The 15419-nt window shown below is 61.8% G+C and carries 14 protein-coding genes and 1 pseudogene; 4 read left to right on the top strand and 11 right to left on the bottom strand.

Annotation, left to right across the window (positions count from 1 at the left end):
* Positions 1-28 precede the first annotated feature (28 nt).
* The 6 genes and pseudogenes from BG57_RS26325 to BG57_RS26300 all read right to left on the bottom strand — a co-directional run bounded on the left by BG57_RS26325 (position 29) and on the right by BG57_RS26300 (position 7063).
* On the bottom strand, positions 29-1483 hold the full coding sequence (locus BG57_RS26325) for an aldehyde dehydrogenase family protein (RefSeq protein ID WP_035969751.1): 1455 nt from the start codon (positions 1481-1483) through the stop codon (positions 29-31).
* Between the two features lie 14 nt (positions 1484-1497).
* Positions 1498-2535, bottom strand: coding sequence for an ABC transporter permease (locus BG57_RS26320; RefSeq protein WP_035969748.1), 1038 nt, complete (start codon positions 2533-2535; stop codon positions 1498-1500).
* Between the two features lie 11 nt (positions 2536-2546).
* The gene (locus BG57_RS26315) at positions 2547-4109 is read right to left on the bottom strand and encodes a sugar ABC transporter ATP-binding protein (RefSeq protein ID WP_075583204.1); all 1563 of its coding nucleotides are present in this window, start codon (positions 4107-4109) and stop codon (positions 2547-2549) included.
* A 69-nt stretch (positions 4110-4178) separates the two neighbouring features.
* Positions 4179-5273, bottom strand: a complete 1095-nt coding sequence (locus BG57_RS26310) for a sugar ABC transporter substrate-binding protein (RefSeq protein WP_081850993.1) — start codon at positions 5271-5273, stop codon at positions 4179-4181.
* A gap of 422 nt (positions 5274-5695) precedes the next feature.
* Positions 5696-5854: pseudogene (locus tag BG57_RS31845) on the bottom strand (PA4780 family RIO1-like protein kinase); the annotation flags it as partial.
* A 330-nt stretch (positions 5855-6184) separates the two neighbouring features.
* Positions 6185-7063, bottom strand: coding sequence for a LysR family transcriptional regulator (locus tag BG57_RS26300; RefSeq protein ID WP_035969745.1), 879 nt, complete (start codon positions 7061-7063; stop codon positions 6185-6187).
* A 127-nt stretch (positions 7064-7190) separates the two neighbouring features.
* Here BG57_RS26300 and BG57_RS26295 point away from each other — a divergent pair, with 127 nt between their 5' ends.
* Positions 7191-8069, top strand: a complete 879-nt coding sequence (locus BG57_RS26295) for an SDR family oxidoreductase (protein ID WP_035969743.1) — start codon at positions 7191-7193, stop codon at positions 8067-8069.
* Positions 8070-8258: 189 nt separating this feature from the next.
* Here the strand turns inward: BG57_RS26295 and BG57_RS26290 are convergent, their stop codons facing one another.
* Entirely contained in the window at positions 8259-8858 is a 600-nt protein-coding gene (locus BG57_RS26290; RefSeq protein WP_035969741.1) for a DJ-1/PfpI family protein, read from the bottom strand.
* Between the two features lie 161 nt (positions 8859-9019).
* Here BG57_RS26290 and BG57_RS26285 point away from each other — a divergent pair, with 161 nt between their 5' ends.
* Entirely contained in the window at positions 9020-10354 is a 1335-nt protein-coding gene (locus tag BG57_RS26285; RefSeq protein WP_035969739.1) for an aminotransferase-like domain-containing protein, read from the top strand.
* Positions 10355-10582: 228 nt separating this feature from the next.
* On the opposite strand, the gene BG57_RS34175 is transcribed toward BG57_RS26285, so the two are convergent.
* Complete coding sequence (locus BG57_RS34175; protein ID WP_035969737.1) at positions 10583-12127, bottom strand: methyl-accepting chemotaxis protein; 1545 nt, start codon at positions 12125-12127, stop codon at positions 10583-10585.
* Positions 12128-12388: 261 nt separating this feature from the next.
* Here BG57_RS34175 and BG57_RS26275 point away from each other — a divergent pair, with 261 nt between their 5' ends.
* Together BG57_RS26275 and BG57_RS31840 are read left to right on the top strand one after the other, a co-directional pair.
* Complete coding sequence (locus BG57_RS26275; protein ID WP_152562709.1) at positions 12389-12709, top strand: hypothetical protein; 321 nt, start codon at positions 12389-12391, stop codon at positions 12707-12709.
* A 245-nt stretch (positions 12710-12954) separates the two neighbouring features.
* Positions 12955-13317 (top strand): hypothetical protein, encoded by a 363-nt coding sequence (locus tag BG57_RS31840; RefSeq protein ID WP_371875869.1) that lies wholly within the window; start codon positions 12955-12957, stop codon positions 13315-13317.
* Between the two features lie 210 nt (positions 13318-13527).
* Here the strand turns inward: BG57_RS31840 and BG57_RS26265 are convergent, their stop codons facing one another.
* From BG57_RS26265 to BG57_RS26260, 3 genes are all read right to left on the bottom strand, one after another.
* Positions 13528-14028: an SRPBCC family protein gene (locus BG57_RS26265; protein ID WP_035969732.1), complete on the bottom strand. Its 501-nt coding sequence runs from the start codon at positions 14026-14028 to the stop codon at positions 13528-13530.
* 17 nt (positions 14029-14045) lie between these two features.
* Positions 14046-14210, bottom strand: coding sequence for a hypothetical protein (locus BG57_RS33135; protein WP_160174752.1), 165 nt, complete (start codon positions 14208-14210; stop codon positions 14046-14048).
* Between the two features lie 853 nt (positions 14211-15063).
* Positions 15064-15419 (bottom strand): DUF4148 domain-containing protein (locus tag BG57_RS26260; RefSeq protein ID WP_420912090.1); only part of this gene is annotated, 356 nt, incomplete at its 5' end.

Genomic DNA, 15419 nt, shown 5'->3' with positions numbered 1-15419 from the left:
TTGCGTATGCGTGGTCGTCGTGCGTCTCTTACGCGCGGTGACGCAGCCGCACGTGCTTCAGGTGCAGATAGCCTTCCATGCCTTCGCGCCCATGCTCATAGCCCGTGCCGCTCTGCTTGCGGCCGCCGTACGGCGCGTTCATGATCCCGGCGTCGACGTTATTAATGGCGACGTTGCCGAAGTCCAGCTCGCGCGACAGCGCGAACGTCTCCCGCACGTGCTCCGTGTACGCGTAGGCAGCGAGGCCCGCGGGCGTGCTGTTGGCCGCCTCGATGGCGTCGTCGAGCGTCTTGTAGCGCGCCACGCCGATCACCGGGCCGAACGTTTCCTCGCGCATGACGAGCATGTCGGGCGTGCCGTCGGCAATGACCGTCGGCGCGTAGAACAGGCCCCGTTCATTCGATGCCATCCCATCCGGTCGGCCGCCGCCGCACAGAATGCGGCCGCCGCGTTCGCGTGCATCGTCGAGATGACGGCGCACCTTTTCGACACCGGCGCGCGTAGCCATCGGTCCGACATCGGCTTTTTCGTTCGCGATGCCGTCCGCGACGACGAGCTTGCGCGCGCCATCGGCCAGGCGTTCGAGGAAGGTGTCATAGACCGCTTCCTGCACGTAAGCGCGATTGATCGAAATGCAGATCTGCCCTGCATTGCGGAACGCGCGGCGCAGCGTGCCCGCGACCGCGAGATCCAGGTCCGCATGGGCGGTCACGATCAGCGGACAGCTCCCGCCCAATTCGAGCGACAACCCCGTGATGCCGCGCACCGTCTTGTAGATGTCCTCGCCCGCGCTGCCCGATCCCGTGAACGCCACCTTGTCGATGTCCGGATGTCCGACGAGCCGCTTGCCCGCATCTTTCGCGCCCATCACGAGATTGGCGACGCCCGCCGGCAATCCCGCGCGATGCACGCAGCGAAACACGGCCTCCGCGCTCGACGGCGTGAACTCCGACGGCTTCACGACGATCGTGCAGCCCGCCGCCAGCGAAGCCGCGAGCTTCCAGCCGATCAGTTCCACCGGATAGTTCCACGGCGCAATGGCCGCCACCACGCCGACCGGCTCCTTCTCCACGATACTGACGAAACCGTCCTCTTCGTTCGGAATCGTCTCGCCGTAGATCCGCACGGCCTCTTCCGCGTAGTAGTGAAACGCCTTGGCGAGCTTGCGCGCCTCGCCCTGCGCTTCGGCGAGCGGCTTGCCCATTTCCGTCGTGATCGCCATGGCGATGGCGCGTTCGTCCTCTGCGATGTGATCGGCTATCGCATGCAGCAGGCGGGAACGCTCGAACGGATTCACGCGGCGCCAGCTTCGGAAAGCGCGCGATGCGGCATCGACGGCGGAATCGATGATCGCCCGGTCGGCATCGGGCGCGCGGGCGACGACCTGCTCCGTTGCTGGATTGACGACATCGATCCATTCGCGAACGCCTTCGCTGCCGAAGCGCCCATCGATATACATCTCGCACTGACGAGGTTCTGTCATGGTCCGGATCAAGGTTATTGCGAAACGAAGTTGACGCGGATGGCATCCACCGCGACCGCGATGAAGATGAGAATACCGCCGATCATCTGCACATAGAACGAGGGGACTTCGGTGATGGCGAGGCCGACGTGGATCACCGTCAGCAGCAGCACGCCGCCGAGAATGCCGAGCGCGCCGCCGCGTCCGCCGAACACGCTCACACCGCCGATGATCGGCGCGGCGATGGCGTAGAGCAGGAAGCCTTCGCCCTGATCCGACGTGATCGCCATCTGCCATGCGGCGAGCAGATAGCCCGCGACGCCCGCGAGAAAACCCGACAGCGTGAACGCGATGATCTTGACGCGATTCACGCGAATGCCGGCCGAGTTGGCGGCGAGCGCGTTGCCGCCGGTCGCGTAGAGATAGCGGCCGAGCACCGTCTTGCGCAGCATGAAACCCATGCCGATGAGCACGACGAGAAACACGATCGGCATGACGGGCCAGTTGTTGACCGTGTACTGGCCGATCCAGATATAACCGGTAGACATGTCCGAGATGGTGTTGCCCTGCGTCACCGCGAGCAGCGAGCCTTGCAGCACGATCATGACGGCAAGTGTCTGAATGAGCGACACCATCTTGAGGCGCGTCACGCACAGGCCATTGAAGAAGCCGATCGCAGTCGCTACCGCGATACCCAGCGGCACGCCGACGGCGGGCGTGAGTCCGAGCCGTGTCGAGAGAATCGCGCCGATGGCGGCGGAGAATCCCATGTTGCTCGCAATCGACAGGTCGATCTCCGCCACCATCAGCGGCATGGATACGGCCAGCGCGAGCAGGCCGAGCACCGTCGCCTGCACCAGCACGTTCTGCAGATTCGAAAGCGTGAAGAAGAAGGGATTGAGCACGCCGAAAACGACGACGAGCGCCGCGAGCCACAGCCAGACGACGTTCTGGAAAACCCACTGCACGCCGCCCTTGCCGCGCTTGCCGCTTCCCGTGCCCGGCGCGGCGCCGCCTGGACCGGCGAGCGCCGCCGGCGCGGGCGACGAAGAAAGGTCGCTTCGTGTTTGCATGGACTGTCTCCTCATGATTGATTCACCAGCGGCTCGGCACGAACGCTGTCGTTCGACGCCGGCTCCCCATTGAAGGCAGCCTGCAGAATGGCGTCCTTCGCGATTTCCGCGCCGGTGTATTCGCGCTCGATCCGCCCGCCGACGAACACCGACACGCGATCGACCAGACGCACCATCTCGTCCAGGTCGCTCGTAATGACGATCACGCTCAATCCCTCGCGCGTCAGCGTATCGATGATGCGATGCACTTCCTCCTTCACGCCCACGTCGATGCCGCGCGTCGGTTCGTCGAGAATCAGCAGCTTCGGAGACGTGGCGAGCACGCGGCCGAGGCAGACCTTCTGCTGATTGCCTCCGGAAAGCGTGCCGAGCAGCACTTCGGCGGTCGTCGCCTTCACGCGCAAGTGCTCGAAGTAACGCGCGACGACACTGCGTTCCGCGTTCGAATCGATGACGCCGGCCTTCGATACGTGCTTGAGGCTCGACAACGTGATGTTGTGCGCGATGCTTTGCAGCCCGACAAGCCCGTCGCGATGACGGTCGTCCGACAGATACGCGATGCCCCGCTGGAACGCCTCGCCCGGATGACCGGCCGGCGCGCTCGTGTTGCCGTCATGCGTGATCCGGCCGCGCGTCGCGCGGTTCGTGCCGAAGAGCGCGAGCGCGAATTCCTTCGCCCCCGACCCGGGCAGTCCGGCGAACCCGACGATCTCGCCCGGCGCAATCGAAAACGCGTCCACGCGCACGCCCGGGGCCGCGAGACCTTCGACACGCCAGCCTTCACGGCCAGCCGCCGCCGTTTCCCGCCGCTCGCGATAGAACAACGGGACGTCACGCCCGATGACGAGTTCCGAGAGACCGTCCGAGTCGATCGTCGAGAGGTCGTCGTGCTCGCCCGCGAGCCTGCCATTGCGCAAGACGGACACGCCATCGCAGATATCGAGGATCTCTTCGTTGTAGTGCGAGATGAAGACGAAGCTCACGCCGCGCGCCTTCAGAGTGCGCATGAAGTCGAACAGGTGCTCGCGGTCCGCGAGCGTGAGCGCGGTGGTCGGTTCGTCGAGAATGAGCAGCTTGCCGCCGCTGTGCAATGCACGCAGGATGTTGAGCTTGCGTTTGGCGACCGCGGACAAGAGACGCGCGGGCATGCGCGGATCGAAATCCGTGCCCTGGAGCGCGGCTTCGACGCTTTCCATCGACGCGCGCTGGTCCACGCGACCCGTGATGCCGCGCTTCAGAGGCCAGCGCCCGAGCATCAGGTTGTCGGCGACGGACATCGAATCGACGATCATCGGTTCCTGCGTCACCAGGAACACGCCGCGCGCTTCCATCTCTTGAACGTCCGAGCCCTGCACGTCTTCGCCGTCCAGGACGATGCGCCCTTCGCTCGGCGCGGTTTGCCCGCTAATCAGCCGCACGAGCGTGGACTTGCCCGCGCCGTTTTCGCCGAGCAGACCGTGGATCGTGCCGCGCCGGATGTTGATCGAAACCCGGTCGAGCGCGAGCACGGCCTTGTAACGCTTGACGACGTCGTGGGTCCGCAGGATGTAATCGTTGCTGTGCATATCCGACATTCAGGAAGTCTCCGGTCCGCATTCGGCGCGCTGACTGCGCGCCGTCCAACTCGTTCGGACTGGCGTGAATCAGGAATAACGGATGCCCCATTCGTTGAAGGCGATGTTGCCCCACTGCCGCTTGTCCTTCACCGAATTTGCATCGACGATGAACGGCTGGATGACGAGACTCGGTCCCGTCTCGGACTTCGTCACGACCGCCTTTTCCCAGAAGTACTGATTGTTCTGGTAGTCGCCGTGCGGCACCGGCTGTCCCTTGAGCGAATACTTGTCGAGCATCTCGACCGTGATCTGCGCATAGGCGATCGGGTCCTGCGAGACCACGGCGTCCATGTAGCCGTCGCCGATCCATTGCAGCGCGGCCGGTTCGCCGTCGATATTCACGAAGATCACGTGCCCTTGTTCGCCGACCTTCTTCCACTTGCCCTTTTGCTGCAAGGCCGTGACGATGCCGCGCGCCGGCGAATCGCTCGGTGCATGCACGGCGTCGAGATCGGGATACTCGGAGAGCGTGGAAAGCGTGACCGACAACATGTTCTTGAGCAGGCCTTCTGTCGGACGGCTGATGACCTTGACGTCCGGATACTTCTTCATCGCTTCTTCGAAACCTTCCTTGCGCAGACGCCACGCGACCGACTGCAACGCGCCGTAGCAGTTCAGCACCGTGCCCTTGGCGGACCCGTTCTTCTTTTTGAGCGCGGCGACGATGGTCTCGGCGGCCATGACGCCGCCCGCCTTGTTGTCGAAATCGACGGTGATCGCGACATCACCGCCCAGCGCCGGGGTGTCGATGATGCCGACGGGGATCTTCTTGAAGTTGTACTTCTTGATGACACTGACGATGGCCTGGCTATCGATCGGATCTGCGATGATCGCCGACGGATTCTTGAGCATCAGGCTGTTCCACTGCTCGAGTTGCGACGTATTGCTGAAGTTGGCGTTGACGGCCTGAAACTGCCAGCCTTTCGCTTCGACGGCGCGCTTCACCGCTTCCTGCTGCGTGACGAAGAAGTAGTAGTCGAGACTCTTGTTGCTGAACGGCACGAACACTTTCTGCTGCGCGAAGCCGAGCTTCGATACCGACGACAGCGCAACGCCGCCGGCCGTGGCGGCAAGACCCGCCAGAAACTTTCTACGCGATGCGACTTCCTGTGCTTCTTCCATAGTTGTTGTCTCCTCAACACCGGTATGGGCAGCGGCGCGTGCCACGGATAGCTCGACTGGATGCTAGTGATGTTCCCTTGCTGCGTAGTATTACAATCAAAATATACTGACTACGACGGCGCACCGGCAAGCTAGGGTTTACACGTTCAGATGGCGAATCGGCTTGTATACGGACGTTTTTCCGCCAGACCATAGGCTGCACGAGGCGGGGTGTCGTCGACTTTGGAACGTAGTCTTACTACCTTTATGAGGCATTGCTCGCTTGCCGACTAAGCTGTTCACCGGATTGATGAGCTCCTGGCAATCCGGAAACAAAAGACGGCAAAGTACGTCGAGAACCGATCCCCCTGCCCGATGCCACGGAGGTGCATGACCGAATCATCGGAGAGTGACGCCCGGCTCATTCGCACGGGCATTAGATGACTGTGCTGCTTCACGTCCTTATGTACGTTTGCGCAACGCGTCGATCCGCCGCGGCGCACGACGTAGACTGCTGCCTCTTTGCCGCTCATCGATCGGCCGATGACTTCGTCGATAAGTCCTTCTTCGAGAAGTGGTGCAAGTGGCTTCGGTATTTTCATAACCATCGTCGGCCGTGAATAGCCCGCCGAGGTATGCGCGGCCAGCAGACCGATGAATTGCGCGGCCGGTGGTCGCGGCCGTGAGCGTGCTGCGTGGGAGATGAATGCCGCACCAGCGGCCAGCGTTCGCTTACGCGTCGGGTTGCAGCAAAGGAGTTGATCGATGCGCTTCAGACCTTGATACATCGCCCACCGAATCCTCACGACTGTCTTTCTAGAACAACCCCTGCCGAGTGCAATTGCGTTTGCGCTGACTGACAGCGTGACCGGGCCCGCGCGTCGTTCGAGCATCGATGGCGTGCCTTATGAGCTGCGGTAGGGAGCGCGGATTCACGAACCCGGGTCGGCGCTCACCAGCATGTTCAGGAACGCCCGCACTTTCGCGCTCAGGAGGCGTCGGGAACTGTAAAGCGCCCATATCTCGACGCCGGGGCCCGCTTCGCAGCCGATCATCGTCAGCCGCTTCGCAGCGATATCCGATTCCACGAGCAGGTGAGGCAGCAAGCCGGCGGCCGCGCCGTCGAGCACCGCTTCGCGCACCATCAGAAGCGACGACAGGCGCAGCATCGGCTGCGGCGTAACAGTGCGCTCGCTGCCGTCGCTCAATCGAACCGTCCATGCGGGATGGCTGGCACGCGCGAGCACCACAGCAGGCAGCAAAGGAGCCGCATTGCTCAACGTGTTCGCGAGCGATTCCGCGAGCGCGGGCGTGGCGACGAGCACGCGGCGATCGGTGGCGATCGCGCGCCCGATGAGCGACTCGTCGGGCGAAGGATTGACGCGTATCACCAGATCGTAATCGTCCTGCAACGGGTCGACGATACGATCTTCCGCGACAACCTCCAGCTCGACCTGCGGATACGCCAGCGCGAATCTCGCGGCGGCGCGTGCGAGCACGACATGCGCATAGACCATCGGTGCGCTTACGCGCAGGCGCCCGCGCGGTGTGGGCGCACGCGATGCGATGTCGTCGCCCGCTTCGTCGATCTCCGCGAGCAGACCGCTCGTGCGCTCGAACAGCGCGCGTCCTTCTTCGGTGAGGCGCGTCGTGCGCGCGCCGCGTTCGATCAGCCGCACGCCGAGCTGTTGTTCCAGTTCCGCGACGCGCCGCGAAAGCGTCGCCTTCGGTCGGCCCGTCGCGCGCGCGGCCGGACCGAAACCGCCACGTTGTGCGACGGCGATGAAATCCGCGAGCGCGTTCAGATCCATGACCCTTTCCTTTATCGTTCCGCTGACGAGACAGCGTGTCTTGATTTCGGCGCTTTCGCAGGATTTTCGGAACGCCTATCGTAGCAGTCACCGGCTCGCACCGAGCCTTCACCTTCCAGGAGCTGACATGAGCATTCTCGTTACGGGCAGTACGGGCATCATCGGCACACAGGTTCTCGACCATCTCAAGGACAGCGGTGCCGAGTTGCGCGCGCTGACGCGTTCGCCCGAGCGCGCAGATCTTCCGGCAGCCGTGACGCGGGTGCAGGGTGAACTTGCAGATGTCGATGGACTGCGCCGCGCAATGCAAGGCGTGACGACGCTGTTCCTGCTTGCGCCCGTCGCCGCCGATGAGCTCACGCAATCGCTGCAGGCGTTAAGCATCGCCCGCGAGGAAGGCGTACGCGGGATCGTCTATTTGTCGGTGTTCAAGGGCGAGGAATACGTCGATGTTCCGCACTTCAGTTGCAAGCGCACCGCCGAACGCATGATCGAGGCGTTCGACATGCCCGCGACGATTCTTCGTCCCGCGTATTTCATGCAGAACGACGTGCGTCAGAAGGAGCCGATGCTCCGGCAGGGCGTCTTCGGCATGCCCATTGGAAGCAAGGGAATTTCGATGGTCGATGTCCGCGATATCGGCGATGCAGCCGCGCGCGAGCTTCTGCGCCGCGAGCGCTCGGACGTGCCACTGCCCTCGGAGACTTACGCGCTCGTCGGCCCGGACGCGATCACGTCGGCAGATGTCGCGGCGATCTGGTCGGAAGCGCTCGGCCGCGAAGTGCAGTACGGCGGCGATGATCTGGATCGGTTCGAGTCGTATATGAAGACGATGACGCCGCCATGGCTCGCATATGACATGCGGCTGATGCTGCAGCGTTATCAGCAGGATGGGGCAGTGGCATCCGCTGGCGAGATCGAAAGGTTTAGTCAACTGCTCGGGCGTGCGCCGCGCAACTACCGTGACTTCGCACTCACCACGGCAAGCGAGTGGAGAGGCAAATAAAGCGCCGAACGCCATGCTTTGCGGCGACGCCGCTTCAAACAGCGCCTTGTTCGTACCTCGGTTTCCTCACGAGTCCGCCGCAGCGACCACTCTTGCCCACTCCTAATCGTCGATTCGACGCTAAGCGGCAAGAGTGGCCGCGCGTCCGGAAGGTCGATTCGCGAAGCCTCGTTCAGGCCGTAAGGCTTTTTAGGCGCTTGCCGCCTGGATATGCCGCATCGCTCGCGAAACGTACTCATCTTTCTCGCCTACGGGTGCAACGTAATGCATCGCGCTGGCGGCTTCTTCCGTACTCACGAGACGACTGATGATCCAGGTCGCAAGATATTGGGAGGCGAAGCATCCGCCTGCCGTCGCGATGTTGCCGTTCGCAAAGAACGGCTGATTCAACACGTCGACGCCTGCTTCGACAACCCAAGGCTTGGTAGTCAGATCCGTGCAGGCCGACACGCCATCCAACAGTCCCAGCTTTGCGAGTACGAGCGTCCCTGAGCACTGTGCACCGATCAACTGCCTCGACGGGTCAAGCCGCAGTTGAGCCATCACCCCTGCGTCTGCGACGACCTCGCGCGTTTTGCTTCCGCTACCCACGATCACCGCGTCGGCCTTGGCAGCCTCCGTCAGCGGGACGTGGGCCTCAAGCACGACCCCATTCATCGAGCAGATACGCGACGAGGGGCTCGCGATGGACACGCGCCAGTCGCTCCGCTTAACTCGGTTGAGGATGCCCAGCGCGATTAACGAGTCGAGTTCGTTGAAACCGTCGAAGGTAAGGATGGCGATATGCATAAGGTCGTCCGTGATTGAATCGCCGCGCGCAGCGTCCGGTCGCGGCTGGATGTGCTGTCGGAGGAGCGTCGCCGATGTCCGTAGATGCGAGCGTTTGCCTAGCACGCATCGTATGCGAGAGAATTAAGACAATCAAATAATTGTCATGCATACGCTTTCCGATGGTCCAACCACGCTACAAGGTGATAGTCGACGCCTTCGCCGCAGACATTAGATCGGGCCGGCTGTCGCCGGGCGCTCGCCTGCCGACCCACCGCCAGCTAGCAAGACGGGAGGGAGTCGCGCTCGTTACCGCCTCGCGCGTCTATGCGGAGCTCGAGGCAATTGGACTGGTCGTTGGCGAGACCGGGCGCGGTACTTTCGTCAGGGAGACTGCCCTCCCGGCGGGGCTTGGCATCGAACAACAAGCCGCCCTTTCGGGTCTGACTGATCTGAATTTCAATTCGCCATCGCTACCGGGCCAAGGCGAAATGCTCCGGAGTGCCCTGCGCGAACTAGCGTCGTCGGGAGATCTGGAGGCGCTTCTCCGCTATCAGCCACACGCCGGAAGGCAACATGAGCGAGCCATTTTTGCCCGTCACCTCCTGGCGCGAGGAATCGAAGCAGCAGCGGAACAGATATTGATCGTTAATGGGGCGACACATGGATTGGCCGCCGTCGTGCTGGGATTGTTTCGCCCGGGCGATGTAGTAGCGGTCGACGCGTTGACCTATCCCGGTTTCAAGCTTCTCGCGGAAACGATGCGACTCGACCTCGCACCGGTTCCCATCCGCAGCGATGGCCTGGACCTCACCGCGTTAGCGCGCATTTGCAAAGACCGCCACGTTCGGGCGGTCTATACGATGCCGACGCTGCACAATCCTCTAGGCTGTGTGATGACACCTGAGCGACGGCAAGAGCTAGTTGCGATTGCCCGAAAGCACGAATTGCTCATCATCGAGGATGCGGCATATGCTTTTCTGGTCGATCATGCGCCGGCGCCTGTTGCAGCAATAGCGCCAGAGCTGACCATCTATGTGTCGGGCTTGTCGAAGAGCGTCGCGACCGGTCTGCGCGTCGGGTTCGTTGCAGCACCAGCGCATTATGTGCCGATGATTGAACGCGCCATTCGCGCCACGGCTTGGAACACCGCCGGCGTGATGACGGCGATTGCCTGTAACTGGATTGTCGACGGCACAGTCAGCCAGCTAGAGGCCCAGAAACGCGATGATGCAAGGGTCCGGCAACAGATCGCTGCCGAAGTGCTGACGGGAATCACACGCATCGCGCACCCAGCCTCATATTTCATATGGCTGCCCTTCACAGAGGACGTGCGAGCAGATCTCGTTGCCATGGCGCTGATACGCGAGAACATTGCCGTCTCGACAGCAGAACCATTTGCGACGACGGAGCAGGTACCGCACGCAATTCGTCTTGCGCTTGGATCGGTTGATCTGACATCGCTGCGCGAGTCGTTAGGAACGGTGCGAGACGCGATCAATGCCTACACGTATTGATCAAGCCGATCAAGTTTGTGGCAGCCACTGGGCGGTGCGAATGTCACCGACTGTCCGGTTACCGGCCATCGTGGCTCCGGCCACGAAGTTATTTGTCGACCGTACCGGCCGTTCCAATCTGAGCAACCGGAACGGCCGCTTCCAAAGTACTTGGGACGCGGCCACCCATCATGAGTAGGGCGTCTCAGCCGTCCTCGTCAGTACATGCAGGTCGTTTTCAGCCACGCATCAGACAACAAACACCGCCGTCGACGCGCGCAACCCGCCGGCCTGGGCTTCTAGCGCATTCGTGGCAGCCGCGGCCTCTTCAACGAGCGCCGCATTCTGTTGCGTGACCTGGTCCATCTGCGATACCGCCTGATTGACCTGGCCGATGCCCTTGCTTTGCTCTTCAGAGGCAGCGGCGATCTCGCTCATCAGTCCAGTGACTCGCCTGATGGCTTCTGTAATCTGCGTCATGGTTGCACCCGCATCCTCGACGTGAGTGGTTCCAGCGCGCACTCGGTCAACCGACCTGTCGATCAGATCGCGCACTTCTTTCGATGCCGCCGACGACCGCTGCGCAAGGGATCGCACCTCCGAGGCGACCACCGCAAAGCCTCGCCCGTGCTCGCCCGCTCGCGCGGCTTCGACGGCAGCATTCAGTGCCAGGATGTTCGTCTGAAACGCTATCCCCTCGATGATTCCGGCAATCTCCGCGATCTGCTTGGAGTCGCTGTTGATCGCTTCCATCGTCGCTACAACATCGGAGACCACACTTGCGCCACGGTTGGCGACGTCTGCCGCTGCAGAAGCCAGACGATTGCCTTCATGCGCGTTACTTGTATTGTTAGTGACCGTTGACGTCAATTCTTCCATGCTTGCGGCAGTCTGCTGAAGCGATGCCGCCTGTTCTTCCGTACGCTGGGAAAGATCGAGGTTGCCGGCTGCAATCTGCTTGGACGCAGTTGCGATCGAATCCGCAGACGTCTTAATGGCCGTGACGGTTTGCTTCAGTTGCCGCTGCATACGGCTGATCGAATACAGAAGGCTCGTCCGATCATCCGCTTCGGTCACGACCGACACCGATAAGTCGTTGCCCGCAATCCCGTCTGCGATTCGAGCCGCATATTCGGGCTCTCCGCCAAGCGTGCGTCGCAGGGAACGGTTAAGCAACACTGTAGTCAGCGCAAGCAGCGTGGCCATGCCAGCGAGCACCAGAAGCGCGCGATATACCGACCGCATAAAGTCCGCCTCAAGATCATCGAGGTAGACACCCGTCAGAATGGTCCATTGCCACGGCTTGTATGAGGCGACATGGCTGAGCTTCGGCACGCTTTCGCTTGCGCCCGGCTTCGGCCAGCTATACCCAAGGAAGCCCTGGCCGTCGCGCTGTGCAAGCGCTACCGCATCGGACCACATGTGAATGCCGTCCTTGTCCTGAATGTCCTTGGCGCTCTTGCCTTCCATCTCTGGCTTCGTTGAGTGCATCACCAGCGTGACATTGGGATCGATGATGGCGAAATAGCCATCGTCGCCGTAACGCATCACCCGCACGCGCTCGGCCGCCTGTTTGCGCGCTTCGGCGTCCGTGAGCTGCCCCGTCTGCACTTTTGCCGCGTAGTCTTTGATTGTATTGAGGGCAGCGTCCGTGACCGCGCCGAGCGTGGCGCGACGTTCCTCGAATCGGATCTCGCGCATTTCGAACGCATCGAAGATCGAAAGTGCGGTGAGGCAGACCAGGCTGATCGCCAAGGGGATCCACATGCGGACCCGGAAGGGAATACTTTTCATAACTAGTCGGTCAGTAGAAACCCTTATTTACGGCAAGATTACCGATCGCTTGAGCGGCTGGGCGCGGTTCGTGCAAAAAAAGCCACTCTTCTGAAACCCGAGCGTGGCGTTTATCGCAAGAGACCGTGTCTACGCCGTGTCTCGACTAGCTTCGGCCGCAAAGGACGCAGGGATCCGGCGACGCACCAGAGGCCACGAAACGTGCGAAGGAGCAGCCTCGGGCCTGAACCAATGTTGCTGCGCCGACTCTGGAAGGTCGTCATGCCGGCGCCGCCCGAGCTTCGGCTGGATTTTCTGACATCGAACTCGGGCGCGCTCGAGAATCGCATGCCCATTGACCTGCTCAAGAACGACCGTGAGTATCGAACGCTTCGAGCATTTGCGAAGGCGCAGGCAAGCGGTTTCAGCCGCACCTTCGTCAACGCTTTTACTGCCGACGTTTCAGAGGGCTTGGCGGGTCGGGAGCCTCTTTCCACATGTGCAACTGAAATTGACCCGCGGCACCCGCCGTGGAAGCGCGCACTCGAAGCCGTGCGCGCGCCGGGGCTACCGGTTCCCGCACGGCAAGGGACGGAACTGTGATTAGGGTTTGCATTGGGCGCAACGACTTCTATCCAGCGCTTACCTCCCCCCAAACCGACCGGCGACTAGGCTTGCGCGAATCAGTCGAGCAACTTATGAGCCGTTATGGGATCGCCGCACCCAACATCGGGACGAAACCCCGCAATTTGCCATCGACCCTCGTTACATTACTCACAAATCTCTTGTGCACCGGCCCCGGGCGTGACGCGTTAAGCGCTCGTTACCAAGGAGCCGACATGGCCAGCATGACCAGCGCGAGCAAGACGTCTTGCGCAGAAAAACCTTCCGCCAGGATCTTGATCGCTCTCGCCACCGGATTGTCGTTGGCCTCGATCAACGCCTCAGCACACGTCAGCGTGGGTATTGGCTTGGGATATGCGGCGCCCGTGTACGCCGCACCGCCTGTTTATTACGCCCCGCCCCCGCCGCCACCTGTCTATTATTCTCCCCCGCCTCCGCCGGTTGTGGTCTATCAAACGGCGCCAGCACCGGTCGTTTATGGCGAAGACTGGCGACAACGCGAGTGGCGTGAACATGAATGGCGGGAGCGCCGTGAATGGCGGGAGCGCCAAGAGTACGAGCGGCGACGGGCCTACTACGGCTATTGATGCCCTGCTGAAGGGCTATCCGAAGTTTGGACAGATGCCGGGCTTCGCGAGTAAGGCCGTTCCCAAGTAAAGGTCGATGGCTCGGGGTATGCGGTACCCGTCTCCCCGGCACCGCCTGTCTATTGCGCCTCTCCCGCCCGCCGCCTTCAATTACAGCCCGCCGCCAGCGGTGACCTAGGCAGGCAGTCGCTGGCTGCGTGACGCCGTTCATCATCGGTTATTCGGCTCGCGATGACCGATGCTCACCCGCGTCGCGCCAAGTCGCCTTGCAAGCGCTTCGCCGCCTTTCTGCATGACGTAATCGTGATTCCATTCAAAGAGGGGGCGCGCCACGGGCGCGAGCAGATTCATCCAGCCACGGCCGGTGCGCACGCGCCAGTCGTATCGCACGGCGGTGATCTCATCGCTCGGTGAGAACGTCCATCGCCCGATGCCTTCCACATCGCCGCTCGCCACGCCTTCGAGCAACGCGAGCGGCTCGACGCGCGTGACACGCATGTCGAAGCGCACTCGATACGGCAGGCGCCCTTTCCACACATAACTATGCAATGCGCCAACGCCATCTGCCGCACCGCTTTCCACTTCGCTCACATGCTCGACGCATGTCCACCATTGCGGCCACGCAGCCGGATCGTGAATGGCGTCCCATACCGCCTGAAGTGGCGCCCCGATTTTCCAGACGGTAACGAACCGATATTCGCACGCGCGCACGATTGCCTCTAAAGTGCTTACTTTTCCTCGGATTCTGCGCTATGGCCTCGTCGATATTGCCAGCCGCTGCCGAGCGCGCGAAACCCGGCCACCTGGTCGATCGCGACTTGCCCCCTTTCCGGCGGCGAAACTTTCCAGTCGTTTCTGGCGAGGACTTGCGCCAACGCGAGTGGCGTGAGCATGAATGGCGCGGTGCCGGGAACGGCGGAGCGCCGAGAGTACAAGCGCCGACGCGCGTACTACTGCTATTGAGTCTTCGAGACACCGATTGCGACGCAAACGAAAGCCCGCATCACGGGAGGTTAGCGAGCTGACCCTCGGATGCGATCTACCACAGTGCGCCCAGAGCCAAGAGAGCGCAGCGCAGTAATAGCCTAGATGCGATTCCGCAACGTTCAAGAAAAAGCCCGCACTCGGGCCTGAGTGCGGGCGAATTCTCGTCCACCGAGAGAAGGTTAGACGAGGAGGAGACACCCTATGTCAACAATCCTCATACCTGATGCTTCGATTAACGCGGTGCAAAGCTATGTTTTGCATCCTTAGGGCGGGGACAACCGATGCGCGGCGCTGGGCTTGACCACACTTGTGGCTGACGCGCGGCGCTTGCTTTAGCGAGAGCGGCGAAGTCAGAACTGGGAAGAAGAAGCTGGTTGAAACGGGCCGTTACGGCTCGAAGAGTAAAGCATGAAAAGTGCATCAGGCATGCAGACATGCCGCCCGCCTACCCCTTCGTGCCTCGCTACGACGATCGCGGCGTCCGGCATCGTGTTCACGGGGCTACCAGATTTTCTATCGCGTCACGGGGCAGCTGGACCGCATCGACGTTATTCACGTCCCGCATTGCGCCCGCGACATCGCCGCTATCCTTTGCCCCTCGACTCACGAACGAAAAAAGCCCAGGACGAGTTGAGTGCTGGGCAAGCCATCGGCGATGCCGGTGGCGGAGGTTCGAATGAGCAAACTGGCCGTCTGCGATATTCCGGCAGCGGCCAGTTCTTTAGTATCTACCGCGAGCGTCTTGGCTCTGTCGGTCGATCAGTGACCGAAATAGACAGGGGCGATGCTATTGCCGGTGTGAGCGGGGCCGCCCGATGCCGACGAAGTGTCTGCCACACCGCCATAGCTCGATTGCCCGTGTTGAGCCGCAACCTTTGCTTCCGCTGCCTGGATCTGTGCCGGATAGGTCGTGCGGTCCATGCTCGGGTTGTAGCCGGCGCGTTCGAGCTCAACCAGCTCAGCCTTTACCTGCGCACGGGTCAGCGGTTGGCTTTGAGCGAACGAAGAAACTGCCGGGATAGCGAGTGCAGCGGCGACGATCATAGTTGCGAGTTTCATGATGCTTACCTCCAAAGTCTTTGTTTTCGCAAACAGCCCTGTTTGCGTTTCAGTGA

It is taken from the genome of Caballeronia grimmiae (assembly GCF_000698555.1).
Taxonomy (GTDB): Bacteria; Pseudomonadota; Gammaproteobacteria; order Burkholderiales; family Burkholderiaceae; genus Caballeronia; species Caballeronia grimmiae.
The sequence above is the reverse complement of the archived record's forward strand: the minus strand, read 5'-3'. Positions and strand labels throughout refer to the sequence as shown.